General features: G+C 65.0%; 14 protein-coding genes. 6 read left to right on the forward strand and 8 right to left on the reverse strand.

Annotated features, from left to right (window positions below; translation table 11 throughout):
- Positions 1-26 precede the first annotated feature (26 nt).
- The 4 genes from ACFWCF_RS19570 to ACFWCF_RS19585 form a co-directional block, all read right to left on the reverse strand.
- Positions 27-1,409 (reverse strand): SRPBCC family protein, encoded by a 1,383-nt coding sequence (locus ACFWCF_RS19570; protein WP_378564767.1) that lies wholly within the window; start codon positions 1,407-1,409, stop codon positions 27-29.
- A gap of 31 nt (positions 1,410-1,440) precedes the next feature.
- Positions 1,441-2,286 (reverse strand): SDR family NAD(P)-dependent oxidoreductase, encoded by an 846-nt coding sequence (locus ACFWCF_RS19575; protein WP_378564770.1) that lies wholly within the window; start codon positions 2,284-2,286, stop codon positions 1,441-1,443.
- 7 nt (positions 2,287-2,293) lie between these two features.
- Positions 2,294-3,883 (reverse strand): SMP-30/gluconolactonase/LRE family protein, encoded by a 1,590-nt coding sequence (locus ACFWCF_RS19580; RefSeq protein WP_378564773.1) that lies wholly within the window; start codon positions 3,881-3,883, stop codon positions 2,294-2,296.
- A gap of 388 nt (positions 3,884-4,271) precedes the next feature.
- The gene (locus ACFWCF_RS19585) at positions 4,272-5,075 is read right to left on the reverse strand and encodes a FadR/GntR family transcriptional regulator (protein WP_378564776.1); all 804 of its coding nucleotides are present in this window, start codon (positions 5,073-5,075) and stop codon (positions 4,272-4,274) included.
- 120 nt (positions 5,076-5,195) lie between these two features.
- On the opposite strand from ACFWCF_RS19585, the gene ACFWCF_RS19590 reads away from it, so the two are divergent.
- The 5 genes from ACFWCF_RS19590 to ACFWCF_RS19610 are packed head-to-tail and all read left to right on the forward strand — an operon-like array spanning position 5,196 to position 10,438.
- Entirely contained in the window at positions 5,196-6,383 is a 1,188-nt protein-coding gene (locus ACFWCF_RS19590; RefSeq protein ID WP_378564779.1) for an acyl-CoA dehydrogenase family protein, read from the forward strand.
- Complete coding sequence (locus ACFWCF_RS19595; protein WP_378564782.1) at positions 6,380-7,333, forward strand: acyl-CoA dehydrogenase family protein; 954 nt, start codon at positions 6,380-6,382, stop codon at positions 7,331-7,333. Before ACFWCF_RS19590 ends, ACFWCF_RS19595 begins: the two co-directional genes overlap by 4 nt.
- The gene (locus ACFWCF_RS19600; RefSeq protein ID WP_378564785.1) at positions 7,330-8,145 is read left to right on the forward strand and encodes an enoyl-CoA hydratase/isomerase family protein; all 816 of its coding nucleotides are present in this window, start codon (positions 7,330-7,332) and stop codon (positions 8,143-8,145) included. The genes ACFWCF_RS19595 and ACFWCF_RS19600 overlap by 4 nt, the downstream gene beginning before the upstream one ends.
- On the forward strand, positions 8,142-9,353 hold the full coding sequence (locus ACFWCF_RS19605) for an acyl-CoA dehydrogenase family protein (protein WP_378564788.1): 1,212 nt from the start codon (positions 8,142-8,144) through the stop codon (positions 9,351-9,353). Before ACFWCF_RS19600 ends, ACFWCF_RS19605 begins: the two co-directional genes overlap by 4 nt.
- Positions 9,350-10,438, forward strand: coding sequence for an acyl-CoA dehydrogenase family protein (locus ACFWCF_RS19610; RefSeq protein WP_378564791.1), 1,089 nt, complete (start codon positions 9,350-9,352; stop codon positions 10,436-10,438). The genes ACFWCF_RS19605 and ACFWCF_RS19610 overlap by 4 nt, the downstream gene beginning before the upstream one ends.
- 75 nt (positions 10,439-10,513) lie before the next feature.
- Here ACFWCF_RS19610 and ACFWCF_RS19615 read toward each other — a convergent pair whose 3' ends face one another.
- Genes ACFWCF_RS19615 through ACFWCF_RS19625 form a run of 3 tightly spaced genes read right to left on the reverse strand, consistent with a single transcriptional unit; the run spans position 10,514 to position 14,457 of the window.
- Positions 10,514-12,235 (reverse strand): class I adenylate-forming enzyme family protein, encoded by a 1,722-nt coding sequence (locus tag ACFWCF_RS19615; RefSeq protein WP_378564794.1) that lies wholly within the window; start codon positions 12,233-12,235, stop codon positions 10,514-10,516.
- A gap of 30 nt (positions 12,236-12,265) precedes the next feature.
- Positions 12,266-13,462 (reverse strand): MaoC family dehydratase N-terminal domain-containing protein, encoded by a 1,197-nt coding sequence (locus ACFWCF_RS19620; protein ID WP_378564797.1) that lies wholly within the window; start codon positions 13,460-13,462, stop codon positions 12,266-12,268.
- 11 nt (positions 13,463-13,473) lie between these two features.
- The gene (locus ACFWCF_RS19625; RefSeq protein WP_378564800.1) at positions 13,474-14,457 is read right to left on the reverse strand and encodes an MDR family oxidoreductase; all 984 of its coding nucleotides are present in this window, start codon (positions 14,455-14,457) and stop codon (positions 13,474-13,476) included.
- A 259-nt stretch (positions 14,458-14,716) separates the two neighbouring features.
- Between ACFWCF_RS19625 and ACFWCF_RS19630 the strand changes: the two genes are divergently transcribed.
- Positions 14,717-16,291: an ABC transporter substrate-binding protein gene (locus ACFWCF_RS19630; RefSeq protein ID WP_378564803.1), complete on the forward strand. Its 1,575-nt coding sequence runs from the start codon at positions 14,717-14,719 to the stop codon at positions 16,289-16,291.
- Positions 16,292-16,491: 200 nt separating this feature from the next.
- Here the strand turns inward: ACFWCF_RS19630 and ACFWCF_RS19635 are convergent, their stop codons facing one another.
- Positions 16,492-17,268, reverse strand: a complete 777-nt coding sequence (locus ACFWCF_RS19635; RefSeq protein WP_378564806.1) for an SDR family NAD(P)-dependent oxidoreductase — start codon at positions 17,266-17,268, stop codon at positions 16,492-16,494.
- Positions 17,269-17,294: the final 26 nt, after the last annotated feature.

Raw genomic sequence — 17,294 nt, forward strand, 5'->3', positions numbered from 1 at the left:
GTCCTCGGTTAGTGGGGTTTCGGGAGTCAGGCGAGATCGCGAGGAGCGCCGGTGCCCATGTAGGTGGCCAGGTTGTGGTGCAGATTGACGACGCTGCGCTCGCGGTACGGGTTCGGCTTCGGACCCGAGAATCCGCGGGTCTTCATACCCTTCTGAACTGCCGCCATGTTGTGGAAGTCCTGTGGCAGCACGGTGCGCCAGCCCGGATCTTCCGGCGGCGCGAACTCCCATTCGGTCTCCGGCTCCTCGCCGGCGGGGAAGAGCTCGTACACGGCGGCTTCGAAGATGCACTTGTCGGGGTCGTCGCCGTAGGGGCGAGCGCTGTAGCAGAGCATGTTGTTCAGGGCATGCCCGATCTGGAAGTTCGGGAAGATCTGCCACGCGGTGCCGCTCTTGGCGACGACCTCCGGTGGGACGGTCGGCCAGACGACGCCCCGCTCCGCGTCGTCGCGCCGCGCGGAATCCAGCCAGTGTCGCAACACTTGGTCGGGAGGGGTGCCTTCGGGAAGTTCGTCGACGAGTCGCTGCGCGGCGTCGACGAGAGTCCGTGTGGTGTTGGTGTTCGCGTTCTCCCAGGTGAAGTTCTGCATCTCGATTGTCGCCTTGCGAGCGTCGGGCCCGCTGCCGATCCGCAGCTTCGCCTGGTTCTCCTCCATGCCCTTCGGCGCGTCATAGCCGATGTTGCTGTGTTTGCCCTGGGCCCTCGACCAGCCGAGGAACTTGCCGAAGTTCATGAACTCGGGATGCGTGTAGGGCACGTGGTAGGTCTCCATGAACGCCTCGAGGGCGACCTTCCAGTTGCAGTCGAACACGAGCCACTTGCGCCAGCGGTAGCGCATGTTCTCGAGCTGGAAGTGATCGAGGAGAGTTGCCGCGGGCTCGAGGTAGTCCCGCAAGGGCTCGCAGTCCGGATCCATGTTGATCCAGATCCATCCACCCCAGGTGTCGACCTGGACGTGCTCGAGCTTTGTCTTGTCGGGAGTGAGCCCGTTCTTCCAATCAGGCTCTTCCGCCGCGAACGTGTTGTTGCCCTCGAGGTCGTATCGCCATCCGTGGAAGCCGCATACGAACTGTTTGGCACAGCCGCGCGCCTGACGCTGGCCGTCGGGAGTGTCGACGAGTCGGCGACCCCGATGCGAGCAGACATTGTGGTAGGCACGGATCGTGTCGGGTGACGTCCGCGTGATGATCAGCGAATCGTCCATGATTTCGTACGTGAGGTAATCGCCGACCTTGGGGATCTCCTCGACACGGCCGACCTGTTGCCACACTTTGGACCACAGCTTGTCGCCTTCGGCGCGGGCGTAGTCCTGCGAGAGGTACGCCTCGACGCCGATCGTCAAGGGTTCGGAGAACGGTTCGGTTGTCTCGGAGTCGGTTGCCTGGATGTTGTCGACGGTGTCGGTCATGAGAGATCCTCCTCGTGAAACTGGGGCTGATTCAGCGAGTGATGGCGGTGCGGAAGGTGTCGTCCTTGAGGAACAGAGACGTGTGGTCGGCCCCCATATGGGTCCATTTGAGGTTCAGGCCCCCGTCGACGAGCACTGTCTGTCCCGTGATGTAGCCCGACAGGTCGGACAGCAGGAAGAGGATGGCCCCCGCCTGCTCCTCGGGCCGACCCCGCCGACCCATGGCGATTGCTCGACGGTCGCGCTCGGGGTCGGGGTCGACGTATGTGCCGGAGGACGGCGTCGCGGTGACGCCGGGTGCGATGGCATTGACCCGAATGTTGTCGGTTGCGAGTTCGACGGCCATGGTCCGTGTCGCGGCGACGAGTGCCGCTTTGGCAGTTCCGTACGCGATGTGGAACGGCGCGGTGTTCATACCGCTGATCGACGAGATCGAGACGATCGAGCCCGGCAGTGACTTGTCCTTCAGTTCCGCCGCAACCGCCTGGCTCATGAAGAACATCGTTTCGAGGTTCTGCGTCATCAGTGCCCGCCAGTCCTCCCGCGTTACGCGGGTGGCAGGCATCCACGTGGCAGGTGCTGCACCACCGGCGACGTTCACGAGCCCGTACAGGTTGCCGTCGGTCCGTCGGACGGTGTCGAGAACCGTGGCGATACCGTCGTCGGTGGCGGCATCCGCAGCCACCGGGATGACCGAAAGACCCTCGGCAGCAAGTGGTTCGATGTGTTTGTCGAGGTTCTCCTCGGAGCGACTCACAGCGATGACGGTGGCTCCGGCCTGCGCGACCATGCGGGTCACCGAGGTGCCGATGCCGCCGCCTGCGGCACCCGAGACGATGACGATGCGACCGGTGAGGTCGAGGAAATCTTTGCTCATCGGATGCTCACTTCCCTTCGCGGATCGCGAGGACGCTGCCTTCGGCGTCTGCGGAGATGTAGAGGGTGCCGTCGGGGCCGGCGGCGATTCCGGCGAACGGGCCCTGCGGGCCGGCGAACGGGATGAGGCCCTTCAGCGGCTTCGGAGTGATTCCCTCGGGTGCGCCTACCGGCAGGTGGCGTGCGATGACCTGCTGGGCCTTGGTCTCGAGATCGACGCTGATCAGTGTCTTGGCGTCGACATCGACGATGTAGAGTTTCCCGTCGCGCACCAGAATTCCCTGCGGCCGCTCGAGGCCGTCGACGAGGGTGTCGACTCCGGAACTCGTCACCGAGATGATCCGTCCTGCTCCGGCTTCGGAGGCGAGGAGAGTGCCGTCCGAGGTGAATGCAAGCCCCGTCGGGTCGTTCAAACCGGATGCCAGCACCTCCGATTGCCCGGATCCGACGGAGTGGATCTTGCCCGTACCGACGTCTGCCACCGCGACGGTTCCGGTGGCGGACACCGCTACGCCGTACGCCTGCTCGAGCCCTCCGAACAGCAGCTCGCTCTCTGCGGACCCGGGGCGGTAGCGCGACACCGTGGTGTCGCCGGCGACGATGAACTCGCCGTCGCCGACGGAGGTCACGCCGCGGATGTAGCCGGGCCACCCCGGATGGAAAAGCATTGCGACGGTGCGGAGCTCACCGTTCGGCTCTAGTGCGAGCAAGAAGGTTCCGTCGGCGACGTAGAGTGTGCCGTCCGTTCCCACGGTCAGGTCGAGCGGCCAGGTGAGGCCGTCCGCCAGTGCGGTGCGCGTCTCGCCGCCACCGAGGACTTCGGTGATCTGGCCGGTGAAGCTCGAGACGAACAGTCGATCGCCGATGAAGGTGAGGTTGTCGAGGCCCGAGCCGATATCGGCGAGTACGGTGCTGTCGCCGGTGCGCGGGTCTATTCGGAGTACCTGTCCGGAGCCCACCTGCGGGGAGATGATGTAACCCTCGGAGTCGAACTTCAATGCGACGGGGACCCCGAGATCGCCTGCCACGCGCTCGGGTTCGCCGCCGTCGGGATCGATGCGCCAGATGTCGTTGGTGCCGAGAGCGGGGTAGTACAGCTTGCCGTCCGGCCCGACCTCCAGGGCATTGGGAAGCTGCAGGCCCTCGGCCAGCACCTTCGGTGCGCCGCCGTTGAGGTCGATTTCCATCAGGCGTCCGTCGGGGCGGCACTCGTCGACGAAGAGCCGGCCCTGGTGGAAGGTGATGCCGTTGACGCCGGGGAGGTCGTCGCGCAGCAGGCGCGTGCTTCCGTCCTCGGAGCGGATGCTGACTCTTCCGTCGTAGTACTCGGTGATGTAGAGCTCCCCGTCGGGATGGAAGGCCAGGTCGTCGGGGGCGACGATGGCGCTGCCCTTGGGGCTGATGGTCTCAACTGCGCCGTTGTCGGGATCGAACGCGCTGATCTGGCTACCGGCCACCTGCGCGACGTAGATGCGACCGTCTGCGCCTGCCCGGATGCCGTTTGCACCGAACAGGCGGCTCGGGGAAGTGAGCCGTGTGAGACTCCACCCTTCGGCGAGGTGTGTGGTTGGACCTGTGTAGCGCGACCCTTGCGTCAAGGTAGGTCTCCTCCTGTGTGAGAACGCCGATCCGCACTCAGCGAGAACGTTGTTCCGCAGTGTTTGAGCGGGAGCGACTCCGGCTTGCGGGGTCTATGTCCGGTTCTCATGGAAATCTAGTGATGCAAGCCACTCCCGAGTGGTGTTTGGCAGTTAATCATGAACCGGCCACCGCTACAAGTATTGTTATCCTTGTAAGGATTGAGCTAGGCTGATCTGATGTGAAGAGAATCACGTTCTCGTGAGTGTGTGCTTGTGGATCGGGGTGTGCAAGGGTCAGCGCACAGCAGAACGGCCGGGCTCGGTCGTGGAGACCGAGCCCGGCCGTTCTGGGGCTCGTGATCCGGGGGTACCTCGGAGTCTGTTACGCAGAGTCGGTTACGCGGGGTCAGTTACGTGGGCGTTGGCGTGCGGGGAACGTGTTGCGTGTCATCGCCGCTGACGCATTGACGATGGTGTCGCCGAATCGGTCGAGGACGAGTGCCTGGGTTGCTGCGAGGTGGGACCGCGCGAGGCGTTCGGCCTCGGCGACGCGTCCGTCGGCGATTTCTTTGACGATGCGGCGGTGTGCGTGGACGGCGTCTTCGGCCTTGCCTTCGGACGGGTACTCGCCGCGTCGGGTGAGGGCTTCGGCCCATGCCTCTTCTTGGGCGGACCACAGGGCGACGTAACTGCGCACCGCATAGCGGATCGTGGCGTTCGGTGTGAACGAGACGATCAGATCGTGGAACTCGCGGGCAGCCTGGGTGAATGCGACTCCGTCGCCGACGAGTTCGGCGGAGGCGTCGATGGATGCGTTGAGGGCTGGGACGACGATCTCGGCACGGTCCGGGCGCTTCGCGCACTCGGTAACGCACATCGGCTCGAGTAGTTGTAGACCGGCGGCGAGGTCTTCGAGTGTGACTCTGCCTGCCTGGAGGGAGAGTCCGAGGTGATATGCGGCAGAGAATTCGTCGGGGCGATGTACGTCGGCGCCGCCGACATTGCCCCGGCGTACGGTGACCAGTCCTTCGGTTTCCAGAATGCGGAGGGCTTCTCGCACGGAGGGGTAGCTGACGCCGAAGTCCTTGACCAATTGGTCCTGGGTCGGAAGTCGGTAGTTGTCATCGGAAAGAATGCGGTCGCGTAATTCGTCGGCGACGGTTTCGGCGATACGGCGTTGTGGAACTCGGCCACGCCGCGGGGTTGTCAAGAATCTCGCCTTTCACGCATGAGCGCAGTCTAGCGACTGGGCGTCTTTACTTCCAAGTATTGTGAGGTTTCAAAGTGGCAAGCATTGCTATCCTTGTGAGGATTGACGTAATGTCCGGGCATGGACTTCACGATGGGTGGTGCCGCCCCGGAGCTCCGGAGCGAGCTGCGCCGGCTGGTGCACGAGCACGTCCCCGCACACTTCCTCGGAGCCTTCACCGACGACCCGAGTGATCTCGACGCGGCGCAGGCATTCTGCCGCCTCCTCGCCGAGAGCGGACTGCTGTGCATGACCTGGCCCGAGGAATTCGGCGGACGTGGTGCATCGATCTGGGAACAGACCGTGGTGCGAGAGGAAATGTGGGCGCACCATGAGCCTCGCGGCGCGCAGTACATGGGCGTCAACTGGGTCGGTCCCACGATCATGCGTCACGGAACCGCCGAACAACAGGACGCACACCTTCCGCCTATCGCACGTGGCGAAGTCATCTGGTGTCAGGGATTCAGCGAACCCGAAGCCGGCTCCGATCTCGCGTCGTTACGCACCACAGCGCGCCGGGACGGCGACAGCTGGGTCATCTCCGGACAGAAGATCTGGACGTCCTACGCCACGATGGCACAGTGGTGCTTCCTGTTGGCCCGCACCTCCACCAACGGTCGTAAGCAACAGGGGCTCACTGTTTTTCTCGTCCCGATGTCCGATCCGGCCATCGAGGTCCGCCCGATCCGCGCAATGCTGGGCCCGCACCACCTCAACGAAGTTTTCTTCAACGACCTTCGCGTCACCGATGCCGATGTGCTCGGCACCGTCGACGAGGGGTGGAAGGTCGTGCAGGAGGTTCTCGCGTACGAACGCGTCGGTATCGCCCGCTACGCCCGCTGCGAGCGTCTGTTGCAGGCTGCGCCGTCGGTCCTCGGTGCACGATGGGACGACATGCCGGGCGAGCTGAAAGCGCGCTGGGCGCGGATGCTCACGCACTGCCGTCGCGCGCGGCTGCTCGCGTACCGGGTGGTATCGATGCAGAGCGGAGGCGCTGTTCAACCCGGCGACGCCGCGGCCTACCGGATCGCGGTGACCACCCTCGATCAGGACAGCGCCGAGGTACTCACCGAGATCGCCACGTATGCGACGCCACCGAGTGCCGACACCGACGAATTCGACACCGATGAATTCGACACCGACACCGCCAAGTGGTTCCGCCGCGCGGTCGAAGACCACTGGCGGTATTCGCAGGCCGCGACCGTGGCCTCCGGGAGCATCGAGATGCAGCGGATCCTCTTGGCCCGAGCCCTTCTGGCGGCATCATGAACACTGAACTGAGCAAGGAAGCGACCGAGTACGGCCGCGAAGCACTCCGTGCATTGGAAGCCGCAGGGGGCGATGATCTCGCCCCTCTGATCGAAGGCGACCCCGAGCGCCGCCGAAGCATCATCGAGCCCACTCTCGGCGAGCTCGGTGCCTGGGAACTCGATCCACGCGCAGATGAGGACGAACTCGAAGCCGCAGCGGCTCTGTGCCGCAGCGTGGGGTACTGGGCTGTGCCCTACCCCGTTGCGGAAAGACTCGCACGGCCCACCGACCTCGACGTCGACGGCTTGGTCGTCGTCGACGATGCCGACCCGAAGGCGCCCATCGCATGCCTCGATCTGCGGTGGGCCGCGGTCGGCATCGACGGTCGGCGCAGTTTCGTGGATGCCCGACCGCCGAGCACTCCGCCGCGCATGTCGGCATTCACTTCCCAGCTCGACCTCCGGCCGATCGACGACGACGGAGCGAAGGATCTCGCCCTCGCCCTGACGCTGCCGTGCTGGACCCTGCTCGGAATGCTCGATCGAGCAATGGACCTCACCCGCTCACACGTGCTCCTGCGTGAACAGTTCGGTGCCCCCCTGGCGAAACTGCAGGGAGTCCAATTCCAGCTCACCGAGGCGGAAGTCGAACGCACCGGACTGGACGCCCTCGCCAAGTACACGCTGTGGAGCATCCAAGCCGGCAACGACGAGGCCGTCGACGACGCACTCGCGCTCCGTCTGGCCGCCGTCGAGGCGGCGCAGATCGTGTTCCGGGTTGCGCACCAACTGCACGGAGCCAGCGGATTCTGCGACGAGACCACGGTGTCCTGGATCTCCCGATACAGCATTCCACTGCGACGAATCCCGTGGGGACCGTCCGGAACCGTGGACGCCCTGACCAAGCGGATCGATCGGCGCGGACTCACCGGGCTGTTCTCCGAAGCTCCCGCGGAGGCGATGCTGTGAAATACGAACTCCCGGATGCTCTCACCGTCGAGTGCGACGGCCCGGTCCGCATCGTGACGATCAATCGTCCCGACGAGCTCAACGCCGTCGACAAAGATCTGCACTGGGCGCTCGCACACGTATGGCGGCAACTCGCTGCCGATACCGATGCCGCCGTGGTGATCCTCACCGGCGCGGGCCGCGCATTCAGCGCGGGAGGCGACCTCGACTGGATCACCTCGTTCCTCGACGATCCGGTCGCGCGCGACGAAAGCGTCCGGGAAGGCGCCGAGATCATCGACGAGATGCTCCGCTTCCCCCTGCCGGTGATCGCAGCGGTGAACGGACCTGCGGTGGGGCTCGGCTGCAGCGTCGCGGTGCTCTCCGATGTGGTCCTCATGTCGGAGAAGGCGCACCTTGCCGATCCGCACGTCGCAGTGGGCCTCGTCGCGGGCGACGGGGGAGCGGCTTTCTGGCCACTGCTCACGCCGATCCTGCGCTCGCGCGAATACCTCTACACCGGCGACAAGATCCCAGCGAGAACGGCGGTCGAACTCGGCCTGGCCTCACGCATCACAGCGCCCGACGACCTCATGCCGGAAGCACGGCGTCTCGCCGAACGTCTCGCTGCGCAACCTGCACAAGCATTGCGCAGCACGAAACGTGTGGTCAACATGTACTTGACCCAGGCGCTGGGCGGCCCGATGCAGGCCGGCTTCGCGGCGGAGATCGCGACCATGCAGTCCGCTGAGCATCGAGAGCGATTGCTTGCTCTCCGGGAACATGCGGTGGGCCGGAAGAATGCGGTGAGGAAGAAGGAAACAGCTCGATGAAGGTTGGGGCGACGAGTTCCGGAACGTCCGCACTCGAGGACTTCCGTACCGCGGTCCGCACGTGGTGCCGCGGGAACATTCCTTCCGCGTGGCGCGAGACCCAAACCGGTGTGTCCGACGACGAATTCGTCCGCTTCCAGAAGAGCTGGTTCCAGAAATTGCGCGGCGCGGGGTTCGCCGTGCCGCACTGGCCGCAAGAATGGGGCGGCGGGATGTCCGTCGCCGAACAGGTCGTGCTCTACCAGGAACTGGCCGCACACGACGCACCCCGACTGGTCCTGCCCTTCGTTTCCATCCACCACGCGGCATCGACGCTTCTCGCCGCGGGCACCGAGGAACAGCGGAACCGGCATCTCCCCGCGATCCTCGACGGCGAGATCTGGTGTCAGGGCTTCTCCGAGCCAGGCGCCGGCTCCGACATGGCGGCACTCGCGACGAGCGCTCGTAAGGACGGTGACGTCTACATCGTCAACGGCCAGAAATTGTGGGCGAGCGGCGCGCTGTACGCCGATCGGTGCCTGCTGCTGGCCCGCACCGATCCCGACGCCCCGAAGCGCAAGGGCATCTCGTACTTCCTGATGGACATGCGTACCTCCGGAGTCGAAGTGCGTCCGATCAAGCAAGCGACCGGCGAAGCGCACTTCTGCGAGATATTCCTCAACGATGTCGCCATACCTGCGACGAACCTCGTCGGACCCGAGAACGAAGGATGGCGGGTCGCGCAGGAAACACTCGGCGCCGAGCGCGGCATGACCATGCTCGAACTCACCGAGCGACTGAGTCACGGCGGGTTCCGTTGGCTCGTCGATCTGTGCACCCGGCCGGGCGCCGACGGGACGACCCCACTCGACGACACTCGTGTCGCAGACGGGCTCGCCACACTCGAGATCGAACTCACGGGGCTGCGCGCATTGGTGACGGATTTCGTCGCCGCCGACCGGCCGGGGCCGGCCGACGCGTCGATCGTCAAGCTCTACTACAGCGAGCTGCTCCAGCGCATGACCGATTTCGGCACAGAGATCGCGGGTCTCGCCGCACACACAGATCTGCGGAAGCCTCAGTCCAGCGGGTGGGAATCAGGGGCATGGATGCTCGATTTCATCGGCTCGTGGGAGTGGACGATTCCGGGCGGAACCAGCGAAATCCAACGCACCATCATCGGGGAACGTGGCCTCGGTCTGCCCCGCGAGTCGACAGGACAGCGATGACCGATCCACTGACAGACCTGTCCGAGTTCCACGACGAATTGCGGACCGTCGCAAGGGGGCTCCTGGGCCGGTCAGGACACGACAGGTCGGTCGACTGGGAGTCGATCAGCACGTCCGGATGGCTCGGACTCGAAGTCGCGAGCGAATTCGACGGTGCCGATGGAACTTTCGCTGAGGTCGCCGTGCTACTCCGGGAGGTCGGCCGCGCGGCCGCGCGCGGCCCGTACCCGGCGGTCGCGGCACTTTCGGTGGGAGCACTCGAACTTCTCGAACGCGACTCGGAGCGTGATCGTCTGCTCCGCGACACTGCCTCGGGATGCACGGTTCCGATGTTCGTCCTCGGCGGGGAATCGACAGGCCGGACACCGTTCCATCTGGAGATCGCAGCGTCGGGGGAGACCCTCCGGGGCGTGGCACCGTTCGTACTCGACGTGCCCGGCGCAGACCGGCTTCTCGTACCCGCGCGCGAACCCGACGGGACGATCGTCGTCGTCGATCTCGATCCGAGTACGCCCGGACTCGTGGTGACGGCACAGCCGGTCGTGGACGCGACACGCAGCTTCGGGACGGTGCTCGCCGAGGGCGTGGCAGTCCCCTCCGAATCGGTGTGGCGATTCCGTGATGATTCCCGGCAGGCGATGCAACGACTCCACGACCGCGCCGCTGTGGCGGTGGCCTGCGACAGTCTCGGCTCGAGCGAGGCGATGCTCGACGCTACCGTTGCCTACGCCGGGATGCGCGAGCAGTTCGGACGCAAGATCGGCTCGTTCCAGGCGGTCAAGCACGCCTGCGCCGACATGCTCGTCCAGGTGACGGTGGCCCGAACACTGGTCGACGCGGCAGTGCGCAGCCTGGTGTCCGGAGATCCGGAGGCGACGACTGCGGCCTCGATGGCCAAGGCCTACAGCTGTGCGGCGGCCGTCGATATCGCAGGCAAGGCCATGCAGTTGCACGGGGGAATGGGCTACACGTGGGAGAGCGGCATCCACGTGTATCTCAAGCGCGCGACGCTCAACCGCTCGTTGTTCGGCTCACCTGCTCTGCACCGGGCGTACCTCGCACAGCGGTACCGGTCCGCCTCCTGAATGCGAACGCGAGAAGCGAGAGGTCCTGCACACACTGTCGACGTGTGCAGGACCTCTCGCTCTGGTGGCGGTCGGCTATTTCTGGAGCCGCTTGATGGCGAGTTCCTTGATGTCGCTCGACTTGATCTTCGCGGTGCCGGTGAGGCTGATCTCGTCGTTGTCGAAGAACAGAACCTCCCGCGGAACCTTGTAACTGGCAAGCCGTTCGCGTAGGTATCCACGAACCCCGTCGACATCGAGGTCGGCTCCTGCGTGCGCCACTATGCAGGAGACGACGACCTCCCCGAGCGTGTCGTGGGGGACACCGACCGTGCGCGCCACCTTGACCCCGGGGTACGCGACGAGCGCTTCGTCGACCTCGAGGGGAGACACGTTCGCGCCGCCGGTCTTGATGATGTCGGTGAGCCGGCCCTCCCAGTAGAGGCGCCCGGTGTCGTCGACGTAGCCGCCGTCGCCGGTGTGGAAGAACCCGTGATCGTCGACCGTCTCACCGAGCGGAGTGCCGATGTACCCGAGCATCAACGTCGGTCCCTTGACGCAGATCTCGCCTCGCTCACCTAGGGGAACGACCTCGCCGGTCAATGCATCGACGATTCGGATCGTCACTCCGGGCAACGGCTTTCCGCTGCTGCCCGCGGCCACATCGGGCGGGGTATTGGCGGGGTAACACGTACTGATCGTGAAGGTTTCGGTATTTCCGTACGCGTGGCCAGGCTCGTGCCACTCGTCTGTCACCGTGGGGTGACGTGCAACCGGGGTATTGAAGTCGACGTAGCGGAGGCTGCTCAGATCCGCCTTGTCCCAGTTCGGTGCGCCGACGAGCTGAGCCCACTGGTGCGGCCAGGCGAACGGGAAGTTCACCCGTTCTTTCTCGATGAGCTCGAGTGCTTCGCTCGGATCGAAGGTCGGTTGCAGGACCAGCGACCCACCACTGGCGAGGGTGTTGCCGAGGGCCATCGCGAAATTCCCCGACCAGAAGTAGCCGTTCGCCGTCCAGCACCGAATGTTCAGCTCGGGAGAGAAGCCGTACATCCGTCGGAATCGCCACATTTGAATGGACACGCCGCGATGCGCGCTCAGAATGCCTTTGGGCTTGCTGGTCGAACCGGAGGAGAAGAACAGCACGGCCACATCGCTGGGCTGTACTGCCGCAGCGGACGCCTCGACCAGTTCGCGGGGCTGCGAGTTCCCGTGAGTGAGGAACTCTTCCCATGTCTTGATCGACTCGGTCTCGATCGACTCGCCTTCGGCCTTCTTCCCCACCATCGCGACGTGACGGAGGAAAGGAAACTTTGCCGACTGCACCTCGGCGCTCCCGGCCGTGCCGATCTGCGGTTCCAGATCGGTCAGGGCTGCGGCGAAGTCCGTCTTCAGGACATTGCGCTCGAACAGCAGGATCTCCACACCCGAGGTCTCGAGCATGTACTCGAGCTCCGACGGGGTCGAGAACGTGCTGAGTGTGACTGCGACGCCTCCCGCAAGGGAGGCGCCGAAGACCGCCGTGATCCACTCGGGGCGGTTCGTCATCAGCACGCCCACGCGCCCGTCCTTCGCGAGGCCGAGTCCCCGCAGTGCGCGCGCGACGTCGATAGCCCGCTCCCACAGGTCGGAGTAGGTCCATCGCGTGACGCCGTCGGCTCCGTGCATCACGAGCGCTTCGCGATCGCCGTACAGTTCGGTCACCTCACGCAGGAAACCGGGCAGGGTGAGTGTTCCGAGCCCGGGTTCGTCGCTCAGCGGTGGTCCCGACACGATCGAAACAGAGTCCACCGCTTCTGCCTTCGTCTCAGTACTCATGGATGACTTCCTGTTGTCTGCGCGGTGCCGCTAGAGCGGCAGCTCGACCTCGGCCAGGGAGGACACGAGGACGGTGCCGTCCTGGTTTGTCAGTCGGAGCTTGACCTGGACGAGCGGTACGCCCCAGGTCGACATGGGCTCCTTGTCGACGATCTCGGCGTCGAAGTACGTGACGTCGCCTTCGAAGGCAGGCCCGCGGAAATCCGATTTGATGTGGCGCACCATGCCGTCGAGGCCGGCCCAGTTGGCAAGGAAGTCGGTGCACCAGGCGCCCATCGTCGCGCCGTATCCGTAGGCGCGCGCCATGCCGACTTCGCCGGCCTTCTCCTCGTCGATGTGTCCGCGGGACGGGCCGACGTAGAGACCGTCGCGCTTACGCGGATCGATCTTGGCGCCTTCCTCGTCGAAGCCGAAACCTTCGACCCAGCCCGGATCCTGGTAGACCCACGGATCCTCGATGCCCTCGGGTGCCACCCACTCGAACGTGCCCCAGATGTTGAAGAGGAATGCACGATACTCGGTGGTGAACGAGGCGATGGTGTGGGGCCCGAGGACCCGTCGGGGCAGTGTGTCGCCGATCTTCACCTCGTCGAAACGCGGAGAGATTCCGGACCGGGTGGTCAGGAGCCATTCGTAGCGGAGATTCTCGATGTCGAGCAGCTCGGCGTTGGTCCACTTCTTCTTCTCGCCGAGTTGGTTCTCGTACATCCCGCGCTTGGTGGCCTCGGCGGACAGATACCGGATGGCGGTGGAACGCTCCTTGGCGACGAGGACACCGTTCTGATTCTTGTGGACGGTATCGCCGCGCGAGAACATGGTGGGGCCGGCGAACTTCGTCTCGGTCACCTTGTAGTCGTGGAAGCGCCGCTCCTGGAACAGCTTGTCGCCCGGGCGGACCGGGCAGCCGTAGAACCACCATTCTTCGCCGCCGAAGATGAGATGACTCTCGGGGATGCGTCCCACACACGCCGGCGCCGCGCCGTGGCCGTAGTCCAATCCTACGGCGATCGACTGCGGGGCGATGATGCCGCCGTATCGCGAATTACGTGCGAATTCGTGATCCCAATGGATCGGATTGGGGTTGTCCATCGCCATCACCCACCGACGGATGTCGGAGGTGCTGCACGGATCCCACAGCTGCCCGCCACCGATGGGTTTGCCGACGCGATGGTCGACGTCGGACAGGTCGAGTTCGACAGGGCTGGTGTCTTCGGACTTCTTTGTCACTGGGGCTCCTGTTATCGATTGACGTCGACGACGATGCGGCCGCGCACCGTGCCGTCCATGAGCTGGTTCGCTGCGGTGATCGCCTCCTCCAGCGACACCTCCTGGGTGATCGTGTCGAGCGTGCTCGCTTCGAGATCGCGGGACAGGCGTGCCCACGCAGTGAGACGCCGTTCGCGCGGTGCCATCACGCTGTCGATCCCGAGCAGTGACACCCCGCGAAGGATGAAGGGCGCCACGGACGCCGGGAAATCCATGCCCTGTGCCAGTCCGCACGCGGCCACGGCACCGCCGTAACGGGTCTGCGCGCACGCGTTGGCGAGGGTGTGGCTGCCTGCGGTATCGACGACGCCCGCCCACCGCTCCTTCTGCATGGGCTTTCCTGCGGCAGAGAGTTCTGCGCGGTCGATGACGGTGGAGGCGCCCAGTTGCTGAAGGTATTCGGCCTCGGCCGCCTTTCCGGTTGCGGCGGCCACGGTGAACCCGGCCGTCGTCAGCAGAGCGATCGCGACGCTGCCGACACCGCCCGTTGCGCCGGTGACCAGGATTTCGCCCTGATCGGGGGTAACCCCGGAGTTCACCAGCGCATCGACGCAGAGGCTTGCCGTGTACCCTGCCGTGCCGATCGACATCGCCTGCCGAGCAGTGAAGGCGTCGGGTAGGGGGATCAGCCAGTCGCCCTTCAGACGGGCCTTCTGGGCCAAACCGCCCCAGTGGGTCTCGCCGACGCCCCAGCCGTTGAGGACGACACGGTCGCCGGCCTTCCACTCCGGGTGGGAGCTGTCGGAGACGACGCCGGCCACGTCGATGCCGGGAACCATCGGAAATGTGCGCACCACAGGGGATTTGCCGGTGATGGCCAGTGCGTCCTTGAAGTTCAGTGTGGAATATTCCACATCGACGGTCACGTCCCCTTCGGGGAGAGCCGATTCTTCGATACTTGTGCGCGTCACCGTCTGTCCGGCTTCGCCCTTCTCGATTACTACTGCCGAAAACATCAGAAACCGAATTCCTTCCTCAGCCCACCCGGGCACGTACGGAGGTTGCGCTCGGTTCGCACGTTACTTCAATCATTACAAGGATGGCAATACTTGAATGTTGGCGTCGGAATGGTGATACTTCCTGTGATCGACGTCACGACCGGATGTCTCGGCTGTCGGGGTCGTCGATTTTTGTACGCCGATATCCGATGCCGTACCCCGACCTCCGTTCGTCCGCGGGCTCCGCCCTGAGGCGACTCCATTCTTGTGAGAGGCCATGATGTTTCGACACAGACGTGTACTGTCAGCAGCCGCAGCTGCGTTCGCTGCCGTCCTCCTCCTGAGCTCGTGCGGCGACTCGGGTTCGGATGGTTCGAGCGCGCCGATCGAATCGGGGGATCCGGTCGCGGGAGGCGCCCTCGAGGTACTGCAGACAGGTGAGCCACGGTCGCTCGATCCCGCCGCATTGACCAACTACTGGGCATTCCAGCCCACGCTCGGCAACGCGCTGTACGGCACCTTGATGATCAACGATGTCGAGAGCCTCGAGATCGACTACAAGATGGCCACCGAGTTCTCGACTCTCGACGGCGGCAAGACCTTCATCCTGAAGCTTCAGCCCGGCCTCGTCTTCACCGACGGCACACCGCTCGACGCCGCCGCCGTGAAGTACAACTGGGATCGTCTGACCGATCCCGCGCTGGGATCCACTTCGGGGCGGTGGGCAGCGCAGATCGAGGAGACACGCGTCGAGGATCCGACCACTCTCACGGTCACGATGCGATCGGAGAACCCGCACTACGCTCAGGCCGTCGTGGGGAGTTCGCTGAACTGGATCGCGTCCCCTGCCGCCCTCGAACAGGGTCAGGCCGCATTCGACGAGAACCCCATCGGTGCCGGACCGTTCACGCTGGAATCGTGGTCACGTCAGGACGCCGTGAAACTGACCAAGAACCCGGACTACTGGGATGCGCCCAAACCGTATCTGGACAGCCTCACGATCCGCACGGTGAGCGACACCAACCAGCGCGTGAACGCGATGACCACCGGCGCAGCGGATCTCGCGTCGGAGACGAACTGGGAGAGCATCGACAAGCTCGAGAGTGCAGGCCTCAACGCAGAAGTCGTGGCGACCGGTGGCGGTCAGTTCATGGGCATGAACTTCCGGCGCGCACCGTTCGACGATGAGCGTGCCCGTCGCGCCGTGGCACTCGCCGTCGACCTCGACGCGATCAACACCGCTGTCTACAACGGACTGGGCGAGGTCCCGGAAACGCTCTTCGCCGAGAGCTCACCGTTCTTCACCGACATCCCGCTCAAGGAGACCGACCCCGAGACCGCACAGAAACTGTTCGACGAACTCGCGGCCGAAGGCAAGCCGGTGTCCTTCTCGTTCCTGTCGTACCCGACCACCGAGAGCAGGACCCTCGGGGAGGCACTCCAGGCGCAGCTCAGTGCATTCGAGAACGTCGAGGTGAGGGTCGACGTGGTCGACTACCCCCAGGCGGTGGCCCGAACCGGATCCCATGACTTCGACATGCTGATCTCCTCGGCCGTCATCCAGGACCCCGACTCTCCGCTGTGGCTGGCCTTCCACAGTGCCTCGGCCGGCAACAACGTGGGCGTGTCCGATCCCGAGCTCGATGCCGCGCTCGATGCCGGCCGCATTTCGGAGAACGTCGATGAACGCAAGCCCGCGTACAACACGGTGCAGGAGCGTCTGGCCGAACTCGTCCCGGGTATCTGGTACTACCGCGCCGTCCCCGGAGTCGTATGGGCCGACAACGTGCACGGTGTCGAGGTATATGCGCTCGGATCGCCGCTGCCCGAGGAAATCTGGGTTACCGAATAACCCTGACCGCGAATCTCGGAAGTACCTGCTGCGGGTAGTGGTCCCGATGGGGCTGGTACCCGCAGCAGGCGGGATGTAGATTTCGAGCCAGTCGATCGAGGGTCTGGGTAGTGCGGGCTTCCCGCGAGCCCGTTAGTCATGCGCGAATGCAATTGCATACGTGGGAAGCTGGTGGGCGCGCGGGAAGCTCCGCGCTGAGCCTATCGCGCCGTCCAACCACCGTCGACAACGATGGTCTGGCCCGTGACGTAGCTTCCCGAGTCGCCGGCCAGCCATACGACGGCGCCGACGATGTCGTCGGGGGTGCCCTCTTTCGGGAGCGGGGTGTTGCGGCGCAGGTACTCGGTCGCGCGTTCGCTCTCGTAGAGGGGGCCGGTGATCTCGCTGCGGAAGAACCCCGGCGCGACGGTGTTCACCCGGATCGAGTGCCGAGCCCACTGCACGGCCAGTTCGGAGGTGAGGCCGGACAGCCCGAGTTTGCTTGCTGCATAGGATGCCTGAGGAATGCCGGGGACACCCACGCGGCCGCTGATCGACGAGATGTTGATGATCGAGCCCCGCCCGATGGCCAGCATGTGTGGGAAGGAGTCTTGAGCGAGCCGGAAGGGCGCCAGCAGGTTGAGGTCCATGGTGCGTCGCATCGCGTCGAGCGGCTCGTCCTCGGCTCGCTCTTCGGTGAACATGCTGCCCGCGCCGTTGACCAGGATCTCCGGTGGGCCCAGCAGTTCGGCCACGGCCGGTACGACAGTGCCGACCTGATCGAGATCCGATAGGTCGCACGCGACCGCGACACCCCCGATCCGCTCCGCGAGCTCTTCGAGCCGATCTTTACGGCGGGCCACCACCGCGACCCGTGCACCCAGGGAGGCGAGGGTCTCGGCCACCGCGGCGCCGAGGCCCGATGACGCGCCGGTCACGATCGCAACCCGGCCGTCGAGGCCGAACATTCGTGCGGCGGTATCTCGGTTCAACGCCACAGGGAGTCTCCTTGGGTCGGGTGCAG

This window comes from Rhodococcus sp. NPDC060090, assembly GCF_042729855.1.
Taxonomy (GTDB): domain Bacteria; phylum Actinomycetota; class Actinomycetes; order Mycobacteriales; family Mycobacteriaceae; genus Rhodococcus.